Genomic DNA, 23198 nt, shown 5'->3' with positions numbered 1-23198 from the left:
GGATGTGGTCATGAAGCTCTTCCGGCTCCTGAGCTGCGCAGTCGTGTTCCTGCTCGTCGCCGCCGGTACCGCGGCGGCCGGGCAGACGTCCTTGCGGGCCGCCGATCCCAGCGTGCTCCGCGTCGGCTCCACCTACGTCGCCGTGCAGTCGTCCGGGGGTGGGATCGTCGCGCGGCAAGCCACCTCACCCGATGGCCTGGCGAGCGCGCCCGCCCGCCGGATCTGGTCGGACAGCCGGGGCCTCGGCGAGGTGTGGGCCCCCGAAATCGTCCTCGACGGCGGCCGGTACTACGTCTACTTCTCGGCCGGAACCGGTGCGGCGCACCGGATGTACGTGATCAGCTCCGCCGTCGCCGACAGCGGCTACACGGCGGAGACCCAGCTGGCGCTGCCCGACGGCAAGTGGGCCATCGACGGCACGATGTTCACCTTCGGCGGGCAGCGGTGGTTCGTCTGGTCGGGCTGGGCCGGGGACACCAACGTCGAGCAGAACCTCTACCTCGCGCGGATGAGCACCCCGACGACGCCGACCGGCGGCCGGTACATCATCTCCCAGCCGCGGGAAAGCTGGGAACGCGTGGTCGGCAGCCCGTTCATCAACGAGGCACCCGCGCCGATCAAGGACCCGAACGGGCAGCTGCACATCACCTACTCGGCCAACGGCAGCTGGAGCGACCAGTACTGCATCGCCGAGGTCCGCCTGCGCGCCGGCGGCGACCCGACGTACGTCTGGGACTGGTACAAGTCGAACGGCTGCCTCTTCGGCTCCCACCGCGAAACGATGATGGCCGGCTGGGACCCGACGCTCTACGTCGACGGGCCGGGCAGCCACAGCTTCGTCCTGCTCAACGGCGACATCGCGACCAGCCCGCCCGCCGGGCCGAGGTTCCCGCTGGCGTTCCACGCCGTCCCCAAGGGCACGCCGTACTCGTGGGCCAACCGCTACTGGTACACGGGCACGTTCTGCTGGTGGGGCTCGACGACGTACCACCGCGCCAACGTCCCGGGTGCGACCACCGACACCGGCTGGGGCCTCAAGTTCTTCGAGTGAGCGGGCTCACCGGCGCGCGCAGGCCGTCGAGGATGAGCGCGAGCATCGACGCCGACCGGTCTTCCGGCCCCATGGCGGCCCGCCAGAGTGCGCCGGTGAGCTGCAGGAAGTCACGGGGGTCGGCGTCGGCGCGGATGGTGCCGTCGGCCTTGCCCGCGTCGAGCAGCCGCGTGATGGCGGCGATGACCGGGCCGTAGGTCTGCTCGGTGATCGCCTGGTGCCCGCCGGGGCTGAGCGCGTCGCCGAGGCCGTGCTTCTTCCGCATGGCGGCCACCAGGTCGACGGTCCACCGCCGCAGCGCCTCCAGCGGCGCCAGCTCGCCGAGCAGCTCCGGGACGGACTCGGTGAGCCGGTCGACTTCGTGCTGGTAGACGGCCAGCACGAGCGCCTCGCGGGTCGGGAAGTTGCGGTACAGCGTGCCGGGCCCGACGCCGGCGCGTTGCGCGATCCGGTTCATCGAGACGTCGCTTCCTTCCGCGAAGGCCTCGCGAGCGACCTCCAGGATGCGCGCCCGGTTTTCCCGCGCGTCCGAGCGAACCATGCACCGTCCTTGCTATCCGGAGAACTCTCCACTACCGTATGTGGAGAGCTCTCCGGAAGTCTATCCGAGCGCTGTTGGCCACGCCAAGTCACTCCTACCTTGTGAGGTTCTTCCATGTCCGAAGTACTGGTCACCGGCGGCTCCGGCTACCTCGGCAGCTGGTGCGTGCTCGCGTTGCTGGCGGACGGGCACTCCGTCCGCACGACGGTGCGCGACCTGAAGAAGGAGCCCGCGGTGCGGGAGATGCTCCGCGCCGGCGGAGCGCCCGAAGACGCCAAGCTGACCGTGCTGCAGGCGGATCTCCAGCAGGACGCCGGCTGGCGCGACGCGGTCGAGGGCTGCGACTACGTGCTGCACGTCGCCTCCCCCACGCTCACCAGCGTGCCCAAGAACGACGACGAGATGGTCGTGCCCGCCCGGGACGGGGTGCTGCGCGTGCTGCGGGCGGCGCGCGAGGCCGGGGTGAAGCGGGTCGTGCTGACCTCGGCGTTCGGGGCCGTCGGGATGGGGCACCCGGAGAAGTCGCGGGTGTTCACCGAAGCGGACTGGTCCGATGTGGACGCCGGGATCCCGCCGTACCAGAAGTCCAAGACGCTCGCCGAGAAGGCGGCCTGGCAGTTCGTGGCCGAGCACGGCGGGATCGAGCTGGCCGTCGTGAATCCCGTGGGTGTGTTCGGGCCGGTGCTCGGCACCGACTACTCGCCGTCCCTGGGACTGATCCAGCGGATGCTGGACGGCGAGCTGCCCGTGCTGCCGAAGTTCGCGATGGGGTACGTGGACGTCCGCGACGTCGCGGACCTGCACCTGCGGGCGATGACCGACCCGGCCGCGGCGGGCGAGCGGTTCCTCGCGATCTCCGGGCACAGCCTGTGGGTGCGCGAGATCGCGGCGGTCCTGCGCGACCGCCTCGGCGACCGGGCGTCGAAGGTGCCCACGCGCGAACTGCCGGTGTGGACGGCGCGGGCCCTCGCGCGGGTCAACCCCCGGCTGCGCATCCTCGGCCCCCGGCTGGGCCACAACTACGACGCCACTTCGGAGAAGGCCCAGCGGGTGCTCGGCTGGTCGCCGCGGCCGATCGAAACCACGATCGCCGAGACGGCGGAAAGCCTGCTCGCCTTGAAGCGCACGACCGTCTGATACCCGAACACGGCCCGGCGGAGAACGCCCTCGGCTAGGGTGACCGCGTGCAGCGCAACCGCCGAGTGCTCGCGCTCTTCCGGAGCGTCGGCGAGCGGCCGGCCGTGCTCGCCGAGCTGATCTTCCTGGTGGCCTGGTTCCTGCTCTTCGCGCGCCTCGACGCCGCTGTGGGCAAGGACTTCGCGGCGGCCAACGCCCATGCGCTGGCTCTCCAGTCCGCGGAACACGCGGTGCACCTCGACATCGAGCGGAGCATGAACGGCCGGCTGGCCGGGAATCCGTTCCTCGGCCGGCTGGCCGTGTACCTGTACCGGCTGTACTACGTGGTGGTGGCCGGAACGCTGCTGTGGGTGTTCGTCCGGCACGCCGAGGTGTACCGCCGGGTCCGCCGGACGATGGTCGCGATGATGGCCCTCGTCCTGCCGGTCTACTGGGCGGTGCCGATGTCACCACCGCGGTTCGCCCTGCCGGGTGCCGTCGACATCGTGGCCAGGTACGACATCTTCGACCAGCCGAGCTGGACGAGTCCCACCCACTACACGGCCATGCCCAGCATGCACGTGGGCTGGTCGCTCTGGTGCGCGTACGCGGTGTGGACGGCGCTCCGGGGCAGCCATCCGCGGGCCGCGCTGGCGGCGTGGGCGTTCCCGCTGCTCATGACGGCGGACGTGCTGGCCACGGCGAACCACTATGTGCTCGACATCGCGGGCAGCGTCACGCTGCTGGCCGTGTCGATCCTCGCGGCGTCGTTGTGGGACCGCGTCGCCCGGCGAACCGTTGCCGCGCAGGGGTTCGACGGCCGGAGTTCAGCCGGCTGAGTTCCGGGCCTGCGCCAGGTTCGCCTGGTGGGGGCCGTCGAGCCAGTCCTGCTCGAGCCGAGCGTCGACGGGGTCTTCCCCGCGCCGCAGCGCGTCGAGGTAGGCGCGATCGGCGGCGAGCCGGGCCGCCACCTCGGGCCCCTCGGCGACGGAGCCGTGGCCCGGGACCACGACCTCGACGTGCCGGGCGGCCTCGCCCAGCCGGTCGAGCGCGGTCCCGTAGGCGTCGACCTGACCGGGACGGTGGGGGTCGAGCATCGGGATCAGGACGTCGGAGAGCATGTCCCCGGCGAGCAGAACCCCCCGATCGGCGAGCAGGACGGCGGCGTGCCCGACGGCGTGCGCCTCGTGCGCGACGAGCTCCCCCGGCACGGGTCCCCCGTCTTCGGGCAGTGGGGTGACGAGGCCGATCAGCTCCAGCGGAATACCGGTGGCGCTCTCGGCGGCCATGGCCTGCGCCCGTTCCCGGACGGCACCGGCGGCCTGCGCGCAGGCCGCGGTGGCGTACCGCGGGACGTCGCCGAACCGGGAGTGCCAGAGCAGGTGGTCCCAGTGCAGATGGGTGGCGAACCCGGCGACGACCGGCACCCCGAGCCGCTCGACGTCATCGGCGAGCTGGTTCAGATCGGAGCCGTCGATCCCGGGATCGACGAGGACGAGCCCCTCATCCCCCCGCACGACGACGGCGTTGCTCCGGACCCACTCGCTCTGCCGCACCCAGACCCCGTCGGCCACCTGCTTCAGCATCGGTCCACTGTGTCAGGTGCCGCCCCCGAACGCGAATCACTCCGCGGCGGCGAGGCTGATCCGGTCGCCGTAGGGGAACCGGTCACTTTCGTCTGCGGGTAGCGGCCCGCGGACGAAACAGCGGTGCAGCAGCAGTTCCCGGCGCTGCTCCAGCGGCTCCACCTCGTGTTCGGGCCAACCGGCCCGCGGCGCCGGCGAATCGTCGCCGATGTCGACCTCGCCATCCCAGTTGAAGTGCAGCCCGTCCTCGTCGGAGTAGAACCGGCTGAAGGACGTTCGCCACTGGGAGTTCGAACCCCAGCCATGCGACAGGTCGGCGGTCCGGCGCGGCCCGCGACGGAAGGTGAAGTACAAGGTCGAGGTCGTGGCGACAGCGGCATCGACGAGCTGCCGAGGCGCCCGCACCCGCACCCCGGCGCGGCTGAACAGCAGGTCACCGAACCACCAGCCGGGCCACAACACCTCTTCCACGGTCACGGTCGTCGCGGACGGGTCCTGCACGACGGCGAAGATCTCGTGGTGGAACGGGGAGAACGCCTCGGCGTGCTCGAACGGAGCCAGCCCGAGGCCCGAGAAGAACTCCCCGTACACCGCGAGCGGCTCTCCCTGCGCGCAGAACCGTTCGATCAGGTAGTCGCTGACCCGGCTGAGCCCGTAGAGTTTCATGATCCGCCACGATTGCTCGTCGTCCCCGCCGGCAGGTATCGGTTCCCGTTTGCGCAACGGCTCCAACTCGGCCAGGTGATCAGCAGCGGTCGACTGATGACGGCTCAGATAAGCCCGACGGTCATCGTGATCGAGCAAGCCTTCGTACAGCTGCCGAAAGTACCCCCACTCGAGTTCCACGACGCGATCATGACCCAGCCGGCCTCCGTCGGCAACGCCGTTCCGTGGCCGTCAGCTGCTGGGCGGCAGCGCGAGCCAGTCCTGCCAGGTGATGTCGCGCCCCAGCAAGCGGGGCTGGCTGAAGGGCCAGTCGGCGGCGATCCACTGCGGCACCAGCGCGTCGAGCGCGTGCTCCACTTCGCTGCCGACGAGGTCGTCCACCACCCACCACGCCACTTCGCCGTCGGAACCGGTGCGCTCGGGCGGGTCGATGTACACGCACCCGAGGATCGCGGTCTCCTCTTCGTCCAGCAGCGCGTAGTTGAACGACTGGTGCGCGGCTATCTCCTTCTCGTGCCGCAACAGGTCGAGGCGGTCCTCCTCGTACGTCATCGTCTCCTTGGGCCAAGACCAGGCCGGGCCGAAGATTCCCCACAGGCGCTCCCGCGAGCCCATCACAGCGGGGTAATCGAGAGCGGTGTCCGCCTCCCGGATCGGCCGCAGGTGAAGCCCGGTGTCGGGCACGGGCACGGAGACGGGGTGGACGAAATCGTCGGGCAGCCAGCTCATAACAGCCGACGCTACACACCTGGGCCGTGACATCCGCGCGACGGCCATGCCGGTGCGGGCGTGGCGCGGGCAGGACGGGTGAGCAAGACTGCTCCGATGGTCTCCGAATACGCCCAGAGCGACCAGTTCCGCGGCGCTCGCATCCACCTGTGCACCCTCGACGGCCTCGAAATCCGCGACTGCGAGGTGAACGGCCTGAAGATCGTCGACTGCTACGGCAGCGACGTCTACCTGGGTGGCGACTTCGAGCGCGTCGTCGTCAACGACGTCGACGTCACCGCTTACGTCGAAGCCGAACTCGACCGCCGCCATCCCGCACGGGCCCTGGCGCGGAATGCGGCGTCCCCCGAGGACTACCGGGCCGCTTGGGACGCCGTCGAAACCCTCTGGAGCGCGACGCTCGACCGGGCGAGGCTGTTGCCCGACGCGAAACTCCACGAGCGGGTCGACGGCGAGTGGTCGTTCGTCGAGACGCAACGGCACCTGCTTCTCGCCTCCGATGCCTGGCTCGGCAACGCCGTGCTCGAAGAGGAAGCGCCCTACCACCCACTGGGCATCCCCCACGGCGGGACGACGCCCGACGAGGCGGCGAAGCTCGGCGTCACCCTCGACGCCACCCCGACACTCGACGAGGTGCTCGCTCCGCGGCTCGCCCGCATGGCCGCGATGCGACGTGTCGTCGACGGCCTGACGGCAGCTGAGCTCGACCGGGTGTGCGGTCGCAAGCCGGCCGACCCGTATCCCGACCAGGAGTACGTCGTGCGCCGGTGTCTGAAGGTCGTGTTGAAGGAAGAAGCCGAACACCACCGTTACGCGGTGCGCGACCTCGCGGTGCTCGAGGCAGGCGTGTCCGAACCGCAGTAGCACCTTGCCGGCGTACGCGGCGCGGACGGGCACGATGCCGCGCTGGACGACACTGACCGTCCGGCCCGCGGGGTTCGGTTCCACGGGCCGGACGGCGAGCAGCGCACCCCCGCGTCACCTGGGACGCGCCTGCGAGATGCCGAGTGGATTCCCTGCCGGGCGACTGGTCCCGCGCCGCTCCGACGGGCACCGCTTGCCCACAGGAGGCCATGGCGCTGATGCGCGAGCTTGCCACAGTTCAGGCACCCCTACCCAGTCGCACCCGGCTTGCCCCGGCGACCGGGACATTTCTCCAAAATGTTGGTAAAACTTTCACGTGATCGGCCTCACAGGTGGTTCCCTCTGTTAGGTAACTTTCCTAACGAACAGTGGAGGGTCCTCGCCCATGTCATCCCGCAAGCGCTTCGCTGTGGTAGCCGCCGCGGCTCTGACGCTCATCGCTCCCCCGCTCGGTGTCAAAGTCGCCGAGGCGGCCACGACGACCACCCCCGCCTCGGCGGACAAAACGTACACCGCCGCCGAGGTGCTGGCCGGTGTCAAGAAGAACAGCACCACCGCGAACAAGGTCAACTCCAAGCCCCACATCAACACCATGACGCGGTCCCAGAACGTCAACGTGTTCCAGGTGTCCTCCGGCGTCTACGCCTACAGCTCCTCCCTGGCCGTCGACGACGACGGCAGCGACCCCGATCCCGACCCGGACCACCAGGGCGAGACGACGTTCCAGGACAGCAACGGCAAGCAGCTCGCCGCGCACCACGTGCCGTTCTACGTGCTGGGTGACGACTGCTACGACCGCAAGAGCCCGTGCCCGCACTTCTTCTACAAGGAGCACGGCATCAAGGGCCGGCAGTTCGCGCTGATGTTCTACAAGAGCAAGGTGATCGGTGCGATCTTCGGCGACACGCAGACCGGGAACGACCAGACCACTTCGGACAACGACTCCCGCGAACTGGGTGAGGCGTCGGTGAAAGCGGCCTCGTCGCTCGGCATCCCCAGCAGCGGCACCACCGGCGGCGTCGACAACGGCGTGACCGTGGTGATCTTCTCCGGCTCGTCCTGGGTCGTGAACGGCGCGAACTCCGCCCTGAACGCCAACGCCCAGGCCTTGGTGCAGAAGGCTCTGGACAGCCTCGGCAGCAGCATGGGCCTCTGAATTCCCGCGAGGCAACGAAGTCGACCGCGGCCACCGCCGCAGCGGTGGCCGCGGCTCAGCCGTGCAGGGCGCTGCCGGCCTGCCAGGCGCTCCAGCTGATGCCCCAGTCCCCGTGACCGTTGTTGATGGACAGCTGTGGGCCGCCCGAGTTGGTGACCTCGACGACGTCGCCGACGTTGAAGGTGTCGAAGAACCACTTGGCGTTCTCGGTGTTCATGTTGAGGCAGCCGTTGGAGACGTTGGCGCTGCCCTGCACCCCGACCGTCTTCAGGTTCTCGTGCAGGTATTCACCGTCGTTGGAGATCCGGACGTTCCAGTTCTCCGGTGCGCTGTAGTAGCCGGGGTCGCCCTCGCACACGCCGTAGCTGCAGGAGTCCATGATCTTGTGCTCTTCCTTCCCCAGCACGGTGTGCGTGCCGTTGAAGGTCGGCGTCGGACCCCGCGGCGGGGTGTCGGCGGTCTTGCCCATGCTGGTCGGCGCGGTCTTCACCAGCTGGCCGTTGTGGAACGCCTTGATCTGGTGCGTCTTGCCGTCCGCCTTGGCGACCCAGGAGTCGTGCACCTTGTAGGTGGCCGAGACGTCCTGGCCGCCGTACACGCCGCCCCCGATCGGCATGCCGAAGGTCGTGGTCTCGAGCTTCACGGTCGAGCCGGCCTTCCAGTACTCCTGGGGCCGGAAGTGGACTTCGCGCTTGCCGACCCAGTACCAGCCGCCGCCCTGGGCGGGCGAGGACGTCACCTTGAAGGACTTCTCCACCGCGGCCTTGTCGGTGATGTCGTGGTCGAACTTCAGCCCGATGATCAGGCCGACGCCGAAGTCACCCGAGGCCGGCTGGAACAGCGACGCCGTGGCGACCCCGGCCGGCTTGAGCGTGTGCACTTCCCCGTGCTGCTCGGTCGCCGCACCCGCCTGGTTCACCGCGGTGGCGGCCACCTGGTACGTGGCCGCGTACCGGAGGCGGTCGTTGCTGGTCCACGTCGTCTTGTCCGGCGAGAGCTCACCCTTGACCGCGTTGCCGGTCTGCGGGTTCGTGACCGTGACCGCCTGCAGCGTGCCACCCGACGCCCGGACGACGATCGGGTCCTTCGGGCTCAGCTTGTCCCCGCCCTCGAACGCCACCGTCGCGGCCGGTACCCCGGGCTCCGCCGCCGTCCCGGTCGCCCCGGCGGCTCCGACCGCCTGCGCGGTCCCGTCGGTCTGTCCACTACAGGCGGCCAGCAGCAGGGTCACCAGGCCGAACCCGGCGATACGGATCATTCTCACGCCCCTCAAGACGTTCCACCCCCGTCCCGAGTTGCGTCACGATTCGATCACTCGAGGACGAAGCGGCTCCTAGTACTTTCGGCCGATGCCGGCCCGGCGAAAACCCTCCGAAAGACGTGGACCATTCCGGGGTTCTTGCCCTGGCGCCGGTTCCGCCGCCGGTCACCGCCCTAACGTGGCGGTGCTTCGTGATCTTGAACCGGACCAGAACGAGGGGAACCACCTTGCCCAACCGGACCAGATTCCTCGGCAGGACACTCGCGGCGGCGGGCACCGTGGCGGCGCTCGCGCTCGCCACCGCCGTTCCCGCGGCCGCGGCCGCACCGTCCACCGTCGAGCAGGACGTCGCGCAGCTGTACCAGGACGTCATCGACCTCTACAACGGCCTGCCCGCGAGCGCGCTGCGCGGCGTCGACCGGCTCATCGACTCGCCCGTCCAGAAGATCGGCCCCCGGAGCCGGGCCGCGGCCGGCCCGATCCCGGGCTGCACCGAGGGTTCGCTGCTGACCTACGCGAACAAGCTCGCGTCCCAGCTCACCCCGCTCGAAGGTCAGGCGCTCGACGCGCTGTCGGGGCTCGGCCAGCTCTACGTCCAGGGCGTCGCGTCCGACAAGACCCCGCAGGTCTTCGGCACCGACGGCCAGTACACCCCGCGCGCCACCGACACGATCGACAAGCTGCGCGGCTTCTGGGACATCGAGAGCTGGAACATCCAGCTCGTCGCCTGGAAGGGCACCGACCTCGGCAGCCAGGCGAAGATGGCGCAGACCTTCGGCCTCGGCCTCGCGCCGGCCAAGGTGAAGGACGCCGCCGCGCTCGCCGCCAAGGTGCTCTACGAAGTGCCGGCCCTGCAGGGCGGCCGCAACCCGCTGCTCACCCTGAACGCGTTCTCCGCCCCGGCCGGCAGCCTCGGCGGCAAGCGCGTGGCGCTCGGCGACGGCCTGCTCGACACCGTCAACCTCCTCGGGTTCGACGACGTCTCGGTGGAGTCCGTGGTCGGCCACGAGTACGGCCACCAGGTCGACTTCGCCCACGACAACTACCCGCGCAACGAGTCCTCCGAGATGGGCCCGGATGCCTACGGCGGCTACTTCGTCGCGCACGCCAAGGGCTTCGGGTGGAACGCCCGCACCCAGCAGGAGGTCACCTACCTGGACGCCTCCATCGGTGACTGCTTCCACAGCCACGGCACCCCCGACCAGCGCAAGGCCGCCGGCGCGTGGGGCGAGAAGCAGGCGACGAGCCAGGGCAACCCGAACCGGATCGTCCCGTCCGCCACGATGATCGAGAAGTTCCAGAAGGAGTACCCGAAGCTGATGCCGCCGGCCGCCGACCAGCCGGCCGCGGCGGCGGTGGCCGCGGCCCGCGGCTGACCTCCGGCGGGCCGTCTCCCCCGGACCGAGGGAGACGGCCCGCTTTCCGGCCGTCGTAGGGCTCTCCTCACCTTCTTCCGGGTGGCCTGCCGGATCGACCCGGCCGGGCGGGGCGGGCAGCATCGATGCCGACCGACTGTGTCGTCGCGACTGGCGGGCGGGAAGACCTGTGGCTCATCGACCGCGTTACCGCACCTGGATCCGCAGCACCCGGCTCGCGGTGTTCGCCGCGGTGAGCGGCGTGTGCCTGGCCGGGAGCGCGCTGGCGCCGCTTTCGCCGTGGTTCCTGCTGTTCCTGGTCCCGTTCGCGGTGTCCGGCTACATCGCGACGATCCTGGCGCTCACCATCCACCGGTTCGCCCCGCGCGGCGGTGACTTCCAGCGTCGCATCCACGACCTGATCGTCACCCGGGCCGGGCCGGCGACCTCCGGCACGACCCTGGACGTGGGCTGCGGCAGCGGGAGCCTGGTCGTCAAGCTCGCGAAAGCGACGCCGGACGGCACCGTGACCGGCGTCGACTCGTGGGGACGGGACTGGGCGTACTCGAAGCAGCTGTGTGAAGACAACGCGCGGCTCGAAGGAGTCTCCGCCCGCACGACCTTCCTCGAGCGGAGCGGCGCCGCCCTCGGGTTCGCCGACGGCAGCTTCGACACGGTGGTCAGCTGCCTGACCTTCCACGAAATCGGCGATGTCGAGCGCAAGTCCGACGGGGTGGTCGAGGCCCTGCGGGTCCTGCGGCCGGGCGGCCGGTACGTCTTCCTCGACCTGTTCGGCGACCCGGCCTGCTACCCGTCGGCCGACCACCTCCGGGAGAGAATCCGCGGCGCGGGAGCCTCGATCGCCGAGTTCGAGAGCCTCGCCGGGTTCCTGCCGCTGCCGTTCCCGCTGCGGCACCCGAAGGTGCTCGGGCACGCCGTGCTGATCGTCGGCCGGAAGACCGGGCCGTGACTTCCCGGCCGCCCGGCGCGGCTATCGTTCCGCCATGCTCGATCGCCTCCGGACGAACGCCCGCGCCGCCGAACTGCTGGCGAGCGTGTTCGACTTCGACATCGCCCGCCTCGACCCCGTCGAACCGGTGCGGCTGGCCTCGGGCGGCGAGCTGCGCGTGGTCGCCGGCGATGCCGCGGGCGGCACGTTCTTCGTGTGCGGCGACGGGCCCGTGCTCTACGCCGGCTCCGAAGGCTCGGCCGGGATCATCGCCCCCGATCTGGACGCGGCGATCCGCCTGATCGTCGGGGTGCCGACCTGGCAAGACGTCGTGCCGCACGCACCCGACCGCGACGCGATGCGCGCCGCCTTCGAATCCTCCTACGCGGAGATGACCGAGTACGAGCCCCTGATCGGCCAGCACCGCTCCGAGGTGTCCGCGGAGCTGGGGTTCGGCCCGGTCGCCGTCGAAGAGCTGCTGGCGGAGCTGAGCAGGTGCCTCACGGACCTGTCGCCCGATTACCTGCTGCTCAACGAAAACGGTGACGAGTACGACCCCCTGTGACTCCTGCGGTTCAGCAACGCAGTTCGGCAAGCACCCCGCAGTGGTCCGAGGGCACGCCGGCGCCGGCGATCTCCGCCCGTAACGGCCGCCCGGCACCGCCCCGGCCCACGGGTTGCCGGAGAACCGGTGGTGGTGCAGCCCCGCCCCGGCGGCGGACCGTACGGCCGAAGAGGACCGGCCATCATCCCCCGAGACGACGAAGTCCGGTGCGAGTCATGCCACGGACGATGCCGCCGACGAGCGCGCCGGGACGCTCTGCTCCGGGGCCTGGAAGCCGCCGAGCTTCCGCTCGAGCAGTTCGGCGAGCCGCAGCGGGGTGCGGTCCTCGAACATCGGGCCGATGAGCTGCACCCCGACCGGCAGGCCCTCGGGAGACCGGCCCGCGGGGACGGCGGTCGCGGGCAGGCCGGGCATGGTGGCCAGGCCGGCCCAGACGAGCTGGTCGAAGTACGGGTAGTCGACGCCGTCGACGTCGATGCGCCGTTCCATCGGGTTCGGAGCGTGGTCGTGCGGGAACGCGGGCGTCGGCGTGATCGGGCACACGACGGCGTCGAACTCGGCGAACAGCTGCCGCCAGCCGTGGCGGTGGACCTCGCGGCGGTGGTTCGCCGCCAGCCAGTCGTGGTGGCTGAACAGCAGGGCTCGCAGCCGCACGGCGTCGAGACTGCGGTCGTCCGCATCCAGTCCGGAGACGCGGGCCCGCAATTGCTCGTCCGATTCGAGGGGAAACCGCGCGACGGAACCCGAAATCAGCAACTGCATGTAGAGCGTCGCCGCTTCGGTCAGATCGGGTAACAGCGGACTGTGCCGTTCGACGCGGGCGCCGCCGTCGGCGAGTGCGTCGGCCACCCGGTTCACCCCCGCTCGCACGGCGGACCCGGACGGAATGAGCGGATGGTCGTCGAGGACCAGGACGCGGAAATCGCCGAGCCGCTCGTGGCGGGCGGGCGGTAGTGCCAGCCGGTACGCCACGCCGTGCGTCAGCGGGTCCGGTCCGGCCATGACGTCGAGCAGGAGCGAGAGATCGCGGGCGGACCGCGCCATCGGACCCACGACGGCGAGGTCGAGGTCGACCGGCCAGGCCGGCTCGGACGGCGGGACCATGCCGCGGCCGGCCGCCAGCCCGAGCGTCGGCTTGTGGGCGTAGACGCCGCAGAAGTGCGCGGGGGTGCGCAGCGACCCGGCGAGGTCGGAACCGAGGGACAGCGCGCCGAACCCGGACGCCAGGGCCGCCGCCGACCCGCCGGACGAGCCACCCGACGTGCGACTGTGGTCCCACGGGTTGGTGGTGGTGCCGTAGATCTCGTTGAAGCTCTGGATGTCCTGCAGCCCCAGCGGCACGTTGGTCTTGCCGAGCACCACCGCGCCCGCGGCTTTGAGCCGCGCCACCTGGACCGCGTCCTCGGCCGGCCGGAAGTCCCGGTGCGGCGGCATGCCCCAGGTCGTGGGCAGCCCGGCGATGTCGTAGCACTCCTTGACCGTCACCGGAACGCCGAGCAGCGGCCGGTCCTCACCGCGGGCGCGTGCCTCGTCGGCCCGGTGTGCGGCGGCCCGCGCCCGGTCGAAGTCCGGCACGCAGATCGCGTTGGTCACCTCGTCGTCGCGCTCGATCCGGGCGATCGCCTCGTCGGTCAGTTCCCCCGATGTCACCGCACCGGCCCGCATCGCGGTCATGAGTTCTTCGGCGGTGTGCAAGCTCCATTCCATGAATCCGAAGCTAGCGACCTGCCGTGGGAGCCATAAAATTCCGCTTCGGGCAACCGGATGGACGCTTCAATTCTTGCCGGGATGGATGAGAACCATCGCCCAGCGAACGTCCTCGCTCTCGGCCTGTGTCCGCAGGCGCGAAACGATGTCCCCCTGCTCCTCGCCGAGCCGGCCACCGGCGGCGATGCAGCACCGCACGACGGACCGCACCTCGTCGTTCGCGAAGCCCGGCTGGAGGTCGCGCTCCCAGAGCTTCAGCGCGTGCACGGCCGCGCGGCGCGACACCTCCGGCGCCGCCGCGTACCAGTGGCCACCCATCCTGCCCCGCGGCGGTGGATCACTCGGTGACGGCACCCGCCGGCCGAGCCGCTTCTGCTTTACGCGCGCACTCGCGTAGGCGGTGGCCTCCGCGCGCCACACCGCACGACTGGCCTCCAGCTCCTCCAGCGCACGCAGCAGCGCCCGCTCGTGCCGCTGGTACGGCCCGGCCAGCTCCGCGAGGAAGCTCAGCGTGGCCCGGTGACCGATCGGGTGGTACAGGCTCACGCACGAGCACAGCGCCGCGACCCGCCGGCCGTACGCCAGGCGCCCGTCACGCACCCTGCGCGCCCGCTCCCCGAACCCCATCCGCCGACACTACCGCCGGCCGCCGAGTCCTCACCTCGGCGCGAACCCGGCGTCGACCCGGCCGAACAGCTGCTGGGCCACGGTCTTGCACACTCCGGCCCCGTACCGGTGCCCGTCGCCGCGGTCCGGGTAGTGCACCAGCACCGCGAGCACCCAGTGGTCCCAGATCGCCAGGCAGTTCACCGTCCACCGGCTCCCGTGGCGGGTCCAGCCGTTCTCGACCGCCGGGTGGCGGCCCGCCAGCGCCGGGGCCTCCGGGATGCCGAAGGCGCCGGCGGGCGCGACCGACCGCATGAGGTCGAGCAGCTTGCTCCGCCACTGCGGGCTCAAGCCCGGGCCGCGAGCCACGCACTGGCCGAGCAGGCTCGCGTCGGCCGCGGACATCGTCGTCCTGGACCACCAGTGCGGGTGGACCAGCGTGTCCCGCAGCCCGCAGGTCCGGATCATCCGCGTGATCGACGCGTCCTCGCCGAGCCGGAGGTACAGCGTCTGGGCGGCGCGGTCGTCGCCGGCCTGGATCATCCGGGTCACCCGGGCCTCGTCGTCGGCCGGAATCCGCGACCCGCGGGCGGCGAGGTAGTCCACCGCGAGCCAGATCTTGATCATGGATTCGGCCGAGTTGCGCAGACTTCCGCCGCCGACCACGGCACCGGTGTCGAGCTCGCGCAACGCCCAGGACCACTCGCCCCGGACGTCGACCGCCACTTCGGCCGGCCGCGCACCCAGCGACTGCGGAGCGGCGCTCGGTTGCACGTACGAAACCGGCTGCGCCGCTGCCGCGGTCACCTTCACGGGCCGGGTGCAGACCACCACGGCGAGTGCCCCGAGGATGGCGCCGGCCAGGACGACGACCACGCAGGTACGCATCGCCGGCTCATCGGTCGAGCTGGACGGAGTTCAGCACCGTCAACGCCGCCCGTTCGTTGGCGGGTGAGCTGTCGATTTCGATGGTGTAGGCGCCGAGCCTGCGGTGCTGGTGCACCGGCAGCGGGTCCTCCGGGAACGGGCTGTCCGCGAAGTGGCTCGTCAGCGAAACGGTCAGCGAGAAGCACCGGCTGTCGAGCGGGGTCTTCCCCAGCACAGCGCCGGGGCAGAGCACCAGGGTGTTGGTCTCCGGCTCGCTGGTGAACGCGCCGACCTCCTGCCCGCCGGGGACCTGCACCGACTTGAGCGGCGACGCGACCACCGGCGGCGTGGTCCCGATCTTCGCGAGCAGGGCGAGCATTTCCGCGGCCGGCACCGGCTTCGTGGTCCGCGCCCAGATCCATCGGCCCGGCCCGTCCTGCCACATGACCGACTTCGGGTTCGCGAGCTGACCGGCGGCCGTGGGCTTCGCGGGCAGTGCGCTGCGGGGCGCGGCGCCGTCGTGGACGTCGATCTCGAACGCGTACTGGTGGCCCTGCGCGTAGTGCAGGGCGGCGAAGCCCGGCCGGGTGGACCACATCATCAAGTCCCAGGAGCGGTCCTCGAGGCTGATCGCCGGCGCGGCCGGGGGCACGGTGGCCGACGGCGCGGCGGACGCGGGGCTCGCCAGGGTGGCCGGTGGCACCACCTCGGTACCGCGGTTCAGGACGGCGATGGCCCCCGCGGCGAGGGCCGCCACGGTGAGCGTCACCGCGGCGACGCTCGTCGTGCGGCGGCGCCGGATCCGGCGGGTCGCGGCGGCGAGCACCTCGTCGGGGTCGGGCGCCAGGGACTCCTGGGCGCGCAGGGCGCGGCGCAGTTCGTCGAGGTCGGTCATCACACACTCTCCTTGCCTTCGTTGAGCTCGACCCGCAGTGCGCTCAGGCCGCGCGAGATGTGGCTGCGCACCGTCCCGGGCGCGCAGCCGAGCACCGCGGCGATGTCGGCGTCGTCGCGGTCTTCGTAGAACCGCAGCACGATCGACGCTCGCTGGGCGCGGCTCAGCCGGGCGAGCGGGCCGGCGAGCTGGTCGGCGTCGGTGATCCGCCACGCCGGATCGGGCGCGACCGGCTCGCGGAACCGGGTGACGTCGGCGGTGGGGCGCACGGATCGCTGGTACCAGCGGCGGCGCCAGCCGAGGTAGCCGTTGACGACCATCTTCCGCATGTACAGGTCGGGCCGGTCCACCACCGCGATCCGCCGCCAGCCCTGGTGCGCACGCACCAGCGCGTCCTGCACGACGTCCTGGGCCAGCTCACGGTCACCGGTCAGCACGGCGGCGAACCGCACCAGGCCCGGCAGTTGCTCACGGGAGAACTCTTCGAACTGCACACCCCTAAAGATGCCGCCGCCCGGGCGGCTTGTTGCAGTTGCGCCGGACTTTGTCCGGAAGGCCGTGAGCGGGCGGCGTCAGCCCGCCGGGCAGTCCGCGCCGGCACGGCGTGGTCTCGGGATCCACCGCCACAGCGCCCCGGCCGCCGCGAACCCGATCAGGCCGCTCGCCACGATCCCCGCGCCGAGGCCGGCCAGTGCGGTCACCGCCGCCAGGACCAGCGGCCCCACCCCGGTGCCGATGTCCGCGAGCTCGTTCCAGATCCCGATGTGCGTCGGCCGCCCCACCTTCGGGGACACGTCGGCGCCGAGTGTCATCACGATGCCCGAGCCGATGCCGTTGCCGAAGCCCATCACCATGGCCGCCACCGTCAGCAGCGTCGCACCGCCGGCGAGCGGCATCACCAGGAACGACACGCCCAGCACGAGCGTCGCCGGCACGGCCACCCAGCGCCGGCCGTAGCGGTCCATCACCTTCCCGGCCGGGTAGAACGTCAGCGCGTCGACCGCTCCGGCGACGCCGTAGATGATCGAACTCGTCGTCGGCGACAGGCCGATGTGCGCCGCCCACAGCGGCACCACCGTCTGCCGGGTCTGGCGGATCGCCGACAACAGCAGGATTCCGACGCCCAAGGTCGCGTACACCCGCCACTGCTGCCTGAGCATGCCCCGCGTCGTGACCGCCGACGCGGCCGCCCGGTCGTCCGCGGTGACCTCCAGGTCGGGTACCCGCAGCACCAGGGCACCCACCGCGAAGATCGCCACCAGGCTCACGTAGTACGCGCCGGGCAGCCCGGCGAACCGCATCGCGGCGGCACCGGCGAACGGCCCGAGGAACACGCCGATCCGCATGCTGCCGCCCAGCGTCGACAGCGCCCGGGCCCGCATGTGCTCCGGGACGATCTCGGTCAGGTACGTCTGGCGGGCCAGGCCGTAGACCGCGCTCGCCACGCCGATCAGGGTGACCCCGCAGCCGTAGAGCACGAGCGACCACGGTCCGTGCCCCAGGTCCACCAGGCAGATCAGCAGGCCCGCGACCATGACGGCCGCCGCCACCAGCATCGACCGGCGCTCACCGAACCGCGTCGCGAGCACGCCGGCCGGGATGTTCGCGGCCAGCGACCCGATCCCGAGCAACGCGGCGATCAGCGCGGCCGTCGAGGTGCTCGCCCCGCGGTCGATCGCACTCAGCGCGATGACCGGCAGCACGGCACCCTCCGACACCCCGAACAGGGCGGCCGGCCCGTACGCCGCCGCGGCGACCGAACGCAAGCGGAACTCTTCGACCATGTCCGTGCATCATGCGGGACGGAAGTGGCCGGCCCGGCACGGGACCGGCGCGAAGTGATCTTCGTCGCTCGGGCTCGCCGCTCACCCGGGCATTCCGGTCAGCAGCTCCAGTGCATCCGCAGGGCGGCGAGGTCGTCCCACAGGCCGGCGTCGAAGTTCGCCCGGGCGCGGAACCGGTGGTGCCGCGCGCCGCCCGGCGTGGTCACGAACCTGCGCCAGTCGCCCTCGACCGGGTGCTCGGTGGCCAGCGAACCCAGGACGGTCCCGTGCGCGTCGAGCAGGTCGACGTGCCAGATCACCCAGGTGCGGCCCGGTTCGCCGGCCACGGTGCCGTCGAAGGTGGCGGTCCCGCCGGGGAAGAGCGTCCACCGGGCGCCCGCGAACATCGTGCAGGTCCCCCTCTCGAGCGGCCCCCAGGTGAACGCCCGCGGCGTCCGGCCGGCGAGCCGCTCCGCCGCGGCGTTCGCCGTCGCCACGATGACCGACGGGTCCATGTCACGCGCCTTTCGTCGAACTCGTCCTGGCGATGGACGGAGACTCCGGCGGCGGTCCTGATACGCGTCAGCGGCCGGGTGTCGCGGGCAGCGCCAGCGACAGGGCCAGAGTGTCGTCGAGGAACATCAGCCCGCGGTCCCCGAAACCCCGGAAAGCCTTTTCCACGGCCGAAACCGGCACGGTCAGGCCGAGTTCGCGGTGCACGGCAGCGGCGGTGCGCGGCCGGTCCACACAGGCCAGGTAGATGTCCGCGAGGGTGTCGTGGAAGGTGTAGGTGCCGTGGGTCTCGGAGTGCCGGCCGTCGTAGATCTGCAGGAAACCGGGGGCGCAGCGGTAGACCAGCACCGGCGGCTGCTTCGCCTCCCAGGCGGCGGACCACGCCGACACCGCGTCCTTCAGGGGTGCGTAGACCTCGGGCGGCAACTCGTCTTCCGGGTCGTAGTCGAAGAAGTAGGCGACCCGGTCGATGTCCACAGTGGACGGGTAGACGTGGCGGTAGCTCGCCTCGGGCTCGCGCGTCCGCAGGGGGAACCGCGCGGGCTGGGTGAACAGCGGGCTGAACCGCTCCAGCCACAGCCGGTTCGCGCCGGCCGGCGGCTGGAGGTGGACCAGGTGCGGGACGGCCGCCGCCTGGGCGGCGTACTCCTCGGCGGGCTCGCCCGGGAACCCCCACAGGATGTTCCAGGCGACGCCGATGCCGTAGTACCGGGCCCAGCGCAGGAGGTTGACGTTCTGGGCGGCGCGGACGCCCTTGTCCATCAGCCGGAGCACGGCGGAGCTCAGCGACTCCAGGCCCGGCTGCAGCTGCGTGACGCCGGCCGCGGCGAGGAGCTTCAGCTGGGCGCGGGTCAGGTTCGCCTTGACCTCGTAGAAGATCCGGTAGTCCCGGCGCGCGTCGGTGAGCGCCGGCAGCAGGTCCTTGAGGTAGCCCGGTTCGAGGATGTTGTCGACGGCGTCGAACCGGAAGGTGCGGTGGCGGCGCGCCTGCTCGTCCAGCTCGCCGAGCACCCGCGACGGCGACTTGGCGCGGAAGCGCATGGTGGTGCCGTTGAGCCCGCAGAACGTGCAGTGGTGCTTGGCACCCCACCAGCACCCCCGGGCCGACTCGAACGGGAGCGCGACGTGCTCGGTCGGCAGCCCGAGCCGCGTCGCGCGCTCGAAGTACTCGCCGTAGTCCGGCACGGGCAGTTCGTCGAGCCGCTCGTGCGGCGGCTCGGCCGGGGTGGCGACGACGTCGTCGCCACCCCGCCGGGCAACGCCGGCGATCGCGCCCGGATCCGCGCCGTTCGCGAGCGCTTCGAGCAGGCGGGGGAAGGCGACGTCACCCTCGCCGAGCACGGCGAAGTCGATGCACTCGACGGACCGGACCAGTTCCCGGCCCATCTCCCCCTCGAAGTTGGCCCCGCCGAACACGGTGACGACGTCCGGATCGCGCTCCTTGAGCCGCCGGGCGAGCGCGAAGGACGCCGTGTTCTGCTGGAACGTCGAGCTGAAGCAGACGACCGGGACACCCGCCAGCTCCTCGGCGACGGCGTCGAGGTAGGCGGGAACGTCCTGCCGCCGGATCGCGAGCAGCCGGTCCGGACCGTCCAGGTAGGACAGTTCGGCACCGATCTCGTCGAGCAGCTTCCCGTCGGGGTCCGGCGCGGCGTCGCCGAAGGCCTCGACGGAGAACAGCCAGTCCCCGATCTGCCGGCCCCGGTGGTCGGCGAGCCGCCGGTAGTGGTCGAGCCCGATCCGGACCGCGAAGTCGAGGTTGGCGTGCAGGGTGCGCACGGGAAAGCCGTGCTGCTGCGCGATGGCCTTCAGCAGCCCGAGCTGGATGGACGGCCGATCGGCTTCGAGGAACGGCATGGAAACGAGCACCACCGGCGGCGCGGTCATGTCAGTTCGACCGGATGGAATTCTCGATGACCGACTGGATGGAGCCACTGGTGAGGTGGGGTACCACGTGGACCGGTGCGCTCCCGGACGCATACTGCGTGAGTACCGCCGCTTGGTCCGGCGTGAACGAGCCCTGGAACCCCTTCTCGAGTTCGCTCACCTTCGTGGTGAGAATCCAGGCGACCAGGAGGCTGGCGCGCACCAGATCCCGCTCCGCACTCGACAGGCTCGCTGTCAGCGCCTTGACCTTTTGCCAAAGTTCGACGAATTCCATTGATTCTTCGGTCATCGCATTCCTCCCGTTGGGCGACTATCCTTTGTGTACTTTCGCCAGTCTCGTCCGCACTTCGTCGGCCTCCGGGTGCGCGAGGCGGGCGAGGATGTCGTGGGCTCGCTGCCACCCGGCCCGGGCGGCTTCGAGGTCGCCGAGGTCGCGGCGGAGGTTCGCGAGGTCGATGAGCATCCGGGCCTCGATCACCAGGTTCCCGTTGCGGTGCACGAGTTCCAGCGCCTTCTCGTAGCAGGCGATCGCCCGGTCGTGGTCGCCGAGCTGCTGGTGGGCGTGGCCGATGCTGTGCCAGCTCTGCGTCGCCCCCATGAAGTCCCCGAGCTGCGTTTGCAGGTCGAGGGCCTGCCGGCAGTACTCGATGGCCGACTCGTGCTTGCCGAGCAGGGTGTGGAACCAGCCGACCGCGTTGAGGGCCGTCGCCTGGCCGGCCAGGTGGCCCGCCGTGCGGAACAGCTCCAGGGCCTGCTCGGCGTGCGTGAGCGCGTCGGCCACCGCCCCTTGCCGGTCGAGCAGCCAGGCGAACTGGCGGTGCGCGTAGGCCTGGCCCACGACATCGTCGCTCGCGCTGTACAAGCTCAACGCGGCCCTGAGGTCGTCGCCGGCTTCGGTGTGCCTGCCGAAGCGGACCTGGGTGCCGCCCGGGTGCAGGTGGGCGAACGCCTGCTTGCGCTGGTCGCCGAGGCGGCGTGCGGCGGCCAGTGCCGCCGTGAGCGCGGCGCTCTCGTCGTGCCAGTGGCCACGCATGGCGAGGAACCGCTGGATCGCCCACGCCAGCTCCCACACCCGCGCGTCGAACTCGGCCCCGGTGGCGACCGCCTGGAGGAGCACCCGGTGCTCGGTCTCGAACCACGCCAGCGCCCGACCGCGGTCGACTATCCGTTCGGCCTCCGCCCCCGGTGGCAACGGGGTCAGCGCGGGCGGGACCTCGAGACGGGGATCGAGGAACCCGTCGGCGTGGTAGGCCGTGTGGCTGTAGTGGCCGAGCATGCGGTGCGCCGCGGTTTCCCGGTCGGCGGGAGAGTCCGTCTCGTGCACCAGCTCGTCGGCGTACGCGCGCAGGAGGTCGTGCATCGTGTAGCGGCCGGGGGCGTGCTCGGCGACCAGGTGCGCGTTCGCGAGCTCGGACAGCAGCGGCCGCACCTTCGCGGCGGGCAGGCCCGCGAGGCTCGCCGCCGCGCGGGTGCCGATGTCCGGCCCCAGGTGCAGCCCCAGGAGCCGGAACAGGCGGGCGGCCGCGGGGTCCAGCAGCAGGTACGACCAGGAGAACACCGCGCGGGGGTCGGTCGCGGGGTCGGCGCCGGCGAACTCGTCGAGGCCGCCGCGCGCGTCCCGCAGCTGCCCGGCCAGCGCCGCCAGGCTGAACGCCGGGTACGTCGCCGCGCGGGCCGCCACCACGGCCAGTGCCAGCGGGAGGCGCGCGCACAGCCCGATGATCTCCTCGGCCGCGGCGGGGTCGGCCGCGATCCGGGCGGTGCCGATCCGGCGGCGCAGCACCGCGTGCGCCTCGGCGTCGTCGAGGAGGTCGACGACGAGCGGGTGCGCGCCCTCGGTGACCAGGCCGGCGAGCTGGTCGCGGCTGGTCACGACGACCACGCACGCCCGCGCGCCGGGCAGCAGCGGCCGCACCTGCCCGGCGTCGCGGGCGTTGTCCAGCACGACCAGGACCCGCCGGTTCGCCAGCAGCGTCCGGTACAGGCCGACCTGCGCGTCCAAGGTGGTCGGGATCCGTTCGCCCGGCACTTCGAGCGCTTCGAGGAACCCGCGCACCGCCGCGGCCGGCGTCATCGGCGACCCGGTCGGGTCGAACCCGCGCAGGTTGACGTACAGCTGCCCGCCGGGGAAACCGCGGGCGGCCGAGTGTGCCCAGTGGACGGCCAGCGTCGTCTTGCCGACCCCGGCGGTCCCGGAGAGGACGACGACCCGCGCGGCCGGCGACGGCCCGCCGGTCACCTCGCCGAGCCGCCGCAACGCGTTCTCGCGGCCCGCGAACCCCGGGGTGTCCGGCGGCAGCTGGGCCGGCGACGACGGTGGTGGCGACGCCGCCGGAGCCGCCACCGGCAGCTCGCCCCGCAGGATCGCCTCGTGCAGCGCGCGCAGCTCGGGGCCCGGGTCGGTGCCGAGCGCGTCGGCGAGCCGGTGCCGCACGACGGCGTAGCGTTCGACGGCTTCGGCGTCGCGCCCGGCACTGTGCAGGGCCCGCATGAGCAAGACTTCGAGGGGCTCGACGAGCGGGTACTCCGCGGCGAGGTCGGACATCGCGGCGAGCACGGCGTCGGCCCGGCCGAGCCGCAGTTCGAGCTCGCCCCAGTGCACGGCCGCGTCGAGCCGGCGCCGGTGCCAGGCCGCGCGAACCCCGTCGGCCCAGTCCCCCGGCACGCCGGCCAGCGGCGCACCCCGCCAGCAGAGCAGCGCCTCGCGCAACGCCGCGGCCCGCTCCTGATCGGTTTCACCGGCGTCATTTCCGCGCTCGACCAAACGTGCGAACCTATTCAGGTCAACCACATCGGAATCGATTTCCAGCACGTATCCCGCCGGGCGCCGGGTTATGCCGGTCTTTGTGCCGGTCAGCTCGGTGACCTCGGCGAGCACCTGCCGAATTCGGCTCAGGTGGGAATACACCACATTGCGCGCTTCACCCGGTGGATCGTCACCCCAGACGCGGTCGATGAGCGTCTCCATCGGGACCGGGCGCCCGGCGTCGACCACGAGCGCGGCCAGGACGGCCTGCTGCCGCGGCGTCCCGACGTCCAGCGGCTTTCCCGCGACGCGTAGCTGTACCTCCCCGAACAGCAGGAACTCCATGCGGCGGACTCCCCGCGTTCGACGCGCCAC

23 protein-coding genes are annotated in these 23198 nt (G+C 71.5%); 8 read left to right on the top strand and 15 right to left on the bottom strand.

The features are described 5' to 3' along the window. The first annotated feature begins 10 nt into the window (after positions 1-10). Positions 11-1051, top strand: coding sequence for a glycoside hydrolase family 43 protein (locus QSK39_RS29405; protein WP_285481081.1), 1041 nt, complete (start codon positions 11-13; stop codon positions 1049-1051). On the opposite strand, the gene QSK39_RS29400 is transcribed toward QSK39_RS29405, so the two are convergent. Continuing rightward, positions 1035-1592 carry a TetR/AcrR family transcriptional regulator gene (locus QSK39_RS29400; protein WP_285481080.1) on the bottom strand — a complete coding sequence of 186 codons (558 nt, stop codon included), beginning with the start codon at positions 1590-1592 and terminating at the stop codon, positions 1035-1037. The genes QSK39_RS29405 and QSK39_RS29400 overlap by 17 nt on opposite strands. Before the next feature lie 114 nt (positions 1593-1706). Between QSK39_RS29400 and QSK39_RS29395 the strand changes: the two genes are divergently transcribed. Next, positions 1707-2729, top strand: coding sequence for an SDR family oxidoreductase (locus tag QSK39_RS29395; RefSeq protein WP_285481079.1), 1023 nt, complete (start codon positions 1707-1709; stop codon positions 2727-2729). A gap of 47 nt (positions 2730-2776) precedes the next feature. Further along, the gene (locus QSK39_RS29390; RefSeq protein ID WP_285481078.1) at positions 2777-3547 is read left to right on the top strand and encodes a phosphatase PAP2 family protein; all 771 of its coding nucleotides are present in this window, start codon (positions 2777-2779) and stop codon (positions 3545-3547) included. Here the strand turns inward: QSK39_RS29390 and QSK39_RS29385 are convergent. From QSK39_RS29385 to QSK39_RS29375, 3 genes are read right to left on the bottom strand one after another with little or no spacing between them, the layout of a single operon-like run. After that, positions 3536-4294 carry an MBL fold metallo-hydrolase gene (locus tag QSK39_RS29385; protein ID WP_285481077.1) on the bottom strand — a complete coding sequence of 253 codons (759 nt, stop codon included), beginning with the start codon at positions 4292-4294 and terminating at the stop codon, positions 3536-3538. The genes QSK39_RS29390 and QSK39_RS29385 overlap by 12 nt on opposite strands. A 36-nt stretch (positions 4295-4330) precedes the next feature. Beyond that, entirely contained in the window at positions 4331-5140 is an 810-nt protein-coding gene (locus QSK39_RS29380) for a hypothetical protein (RefSeq protein WP_285481076.1), read from the bottom strand. 51 nt (positions 5141-5191) lie between these two features. Next, positions 5192-5689, bottom strand: coding sequence for a GNAT family N-acetyltransferase (locus QSK39_RS29375; RefSeq protein WP_285481075.1), 498 nt, complete (start codon positions 5687-5689; stop codon positions 5192-5194). 78 nt (positions 5690-5767) lie between these two features. Here QSK39_RS29375 and QSK39_RS29370 point away from each other — a divergent pair, with 78 nt between their 5' ends. Further along, entirely contained in the window at positions 5768-6553 is a 786-nt protein-coding gene (locus QSK39_RS29370) for a DinB family protein (protein ID WP_285481074.1), read from the top strand. Positions 6554-6938: 385 nt separating this feature from the next. Continuing rightward, the gene (locus QSK39_RS29365) at positions 6939-7709 is read left to right on the top strand and encodes a glycoside hydrolase family 75 protein (RefSeq protein ID WP_285481073.1); all 771 of its coding nucleotides are present in this window, start codon (positions 6939-6941) and stop codon (positions 7707-7709) included. A 55-nt stretch (positions 7710-7764) separates the two neighbouring features. Here the strand turns inward: QSK39_RS29365 and QSK39_RS29360 are convergent, their stop codons facing one another. Beyond that, positions 7765-8967 (bottom strand): L,D-transpeptidase, encoded by a 1203-nt coding sequence (locus QSK39_RS29360; RefSeq protein WP_285481072.1) that lies wholly within the window; start codon positions 8965-8967, stop codon positions 7765-7767. Between the two features lie 230 nt (positions 8968-9197). On the opposite strand from QSK39_RS29360, the gene QSK39_RS29355 reads away from it, so the two are divergent. From QSK39_RS29355 to QSK39_RS29345, 3 genes are all read left to right on the top strand, one after another. Next, positions 9198-10346: a hypothetical protein gene (locus QSK39_RS29355; protein ID WP_285481071.1), complete on the top strand. Its 1149-nt coding sequence runs from the start codon at positions 9198-9200 to the stop codon at positions 10344-10346. A 169-nt stretch (positions 10347-10515) separates the two neighbouring features. Beyond that, a complete protein-coding gene (locus tag QSK39_RS29350) occupies positions 10516-11295 on the top strand; it encodes a class I SAM-dependent methyltransferase (protein ID WP_285481070.1) in 780 nt (259 codons plus the stop codon). A gap of 34 nt (positions 11296-11329) precedes the next feature. Then, positions 11330-11839 (top strand): hypothetical protein, encoded by a 510-nt coding sequence (locus QSK39_RS29345; RefSeq protein WP_285481069.1) that lies wholly within the window; start codon positions 11330-11332, stop codon positions 11837-11839. Positions 11840-12052: 213 nt separating this feature from the next. On the opposite strand, the gene QSK39_RS29340 is transcribed toward QSK39_RS29345, so the two are convergent. From QSK39_RS29340 to QSK39_RS29295, 10 genes are all read right to left on the bottom strand, one after another. Continuing rightward, positions 12053-13546 (bottom strand): amidase, encoded by a 1494-nt coding sequence (locus QSK39_RS29340; RefSeq protein ID WP_285481068.1) that lies wholly within the window; start codon positions 13544-13546, stop codon positions 12053-12055. A 66-nt stretch (positions 13547-13612) separates the two neighbouring features. Next, positions 13613-14173 (bottom strand): hypothetical protein, encoded by a 561-nt coding sequence (locus tag QSK39_RS29335; RefSeq protein WP_285481067.1) that lies wholly within the window; start codon positions 14171-14173, stop codon positions 13613-13615. Between the two features lie 30 nt (positions 14174-14203). After that, on the bottom strand, positions 14204-15040 hold the full coding sequence (locus QSK39_RS29330) for a serine hydrolase (protein WP_285481066.1): 837 nt from the start codon (positions 15038-15040) through the stop codon (positions 14204-14206). 7 nt (positions 15041-15047) lie between these two features. Continuing rightward, positions 15048-15914 carry a hypothetical protein gene (locus QSK39_RS29325; RefSeq protein WP_285481065.1) on the bottom strand — a complete coding sequence of 289 codons (867 nt, stop codon included), beginning with the start codon at positions 15912-15914 and terminating at the stop codon, positions 15048-15050. Then, positions 15914-16408 carry a SigE family RNA polymerase sigma factor gene (locus tag QSK39_RS29320; protein WP_284741460.1) on the bottom strand — a complete coding sequence of 165 codons (495 nt, stop codon included), beginning with the start codon at positions 16406-16408 and terminating at the stop codon, positions 15914-15916. Before QSK39_RS29320 ends, QSK39_RS29325 begins: the two co-directional genes overlap by 1 nt. A 78-nt stretch (positions 16409-16486) precedes the next feature. Beyond that, positions 16487-17698, bottom strand: coding sequence for an MFS transporter (locus QSK39_RS29315; protein ID WP_285481064.1), 1212 nt, complete (start codon positions 17696-17698; stop codon positions 16487-16489). 98 nt (positions 17699-17796) lie between these two features. Continuing rightward, positions 17797-18192, bottom strand: a complete 396-nt coding sequence (locus tag QSK39_RS29310) for a DUF6294 family protein (RefSeq protein WP_285481063.1) — start codon at positions 18190-18192, stop codon at positions 17797-17799. A gap of 67 nt (positions 18193-18259) precedes the next feature. Beyond that, entirely contained in the window at positions 18260-20077 is a 1818-nt protein-coding gene (locus QSK39_RS29305) for a RiPP maturation radical SAM C-methyltransferase (protein WP_285481062.1), read from the bottom strand. A 1-nt stretch (position 20078) separates the two neighbouring features. Continuing rightward, complete coding sequence (locus tag QSK39_RS29300) at positions 20079-20366, bottom strand: hypothetical protein (protein WP_285481061.1); 288 nt, start codon at positions 20364-20366, stop codon at positions 20079-20081. 21 nt (positions 20367-20387) lie between these two features. Further along, positions 20388-23168 carry an AfsR/SARP family transcriptional regulator gene (locus QSK39_RS29295; RefSeq protein WP_285481060.1) on the bottom strand — a complete coding sequence of 927 codons (2781 nt, stop codon included), beginning with the start codon at positions 23166-23168 and terminating at the stop codon, positions 20388-20390. Positions 23169-23198 lie beyond the last annotated feature (30 nt).

The organism is Amycolatopsis sp. NBRC 101858 (assembly GCF_030269325.1).
Classification (GTDB): Bacteria; Actinomycetota; Actinomycetes; order Mycobacteriales; family Pseudonocardiaceae; genus Amycolatopsis; species Amycolatopsis ponsaeliensis.
Note: the sequence above shows the minus strand (reverse complement) of the source record. Positions and strands in the feature narration are given on the sequence as shown.